Origin of the sequence: Caballeronia choica, from assembly GCF_001544535.1 — a bacterium.
Taxonomy (GTDB): Bacteria; Pseudomonadota; Gammaproteobacteria; order Burkholderiales; family Burkholderiaceae; genus Caballeronia; species Caballeronia choica.
On record NZ_FCON02000631.1, the window covers coordinates 1 to 539 of the forward strand.

Here is a 539-nt window from a genome sequence, read left to right on the forward strand (position 1 = left end):
AATCCCTGCGGGTGGATCCGTCGAAAGCGCTCTTTTTTGTGCTCCTCGTCGAAGTGAGCGAGCGACGGCTTGACCAGATCGCTGCGCGACACAATCCCGACGAGCCGCCGCGTTTCGTTGTCCGCGACGACCGGCAGCCGCTCGAGGCCATGCACCGCAAGTCGCGTCGCGACCAGCCGGCAGGTTTCGCCAGGCAGCGCGACGACGGGCGCAGCACCGCGCAACGCATCCCCGACGCTCGAAGCAGGGTCGCGTTCGAGCGTCGCCCGGTCGACCATGCCGATCACCGCGCCGTCGCGCACCGCCGGATAAGCGCGATGGCTCTGCGCAACGCCAAAGAACGTCGCCAGCGCTTCGCGCACTGTCAGATCCGCATCGATCGTCTGCACCGTCCGCGACATGACCTCGTCGACGTGATGCCGCTCCAGCGGATCGACGCCGTACTCGCGATAGATGTGATAACCGCGCCGCGCGATCTTCTCGGTCATGATCGAGCGCTTCATGACGACGGTGGTGAAGCCATGCGCGACGAGCGTCGC

The 539-nt window shown here is 66.2% G+C and carries 1 protein-coding gene; it reads right to left on the reverse strand.

Annotated elements, in window-relative coordinates; all coding sequences use genetic code 11:
• Positions 1-539 (reverse strand): CBS domain-containing protein (locus AWB68_RS46065; protein WP_125483347.1); only part of this gene is annotated, 539 nt, incomplete at both ends.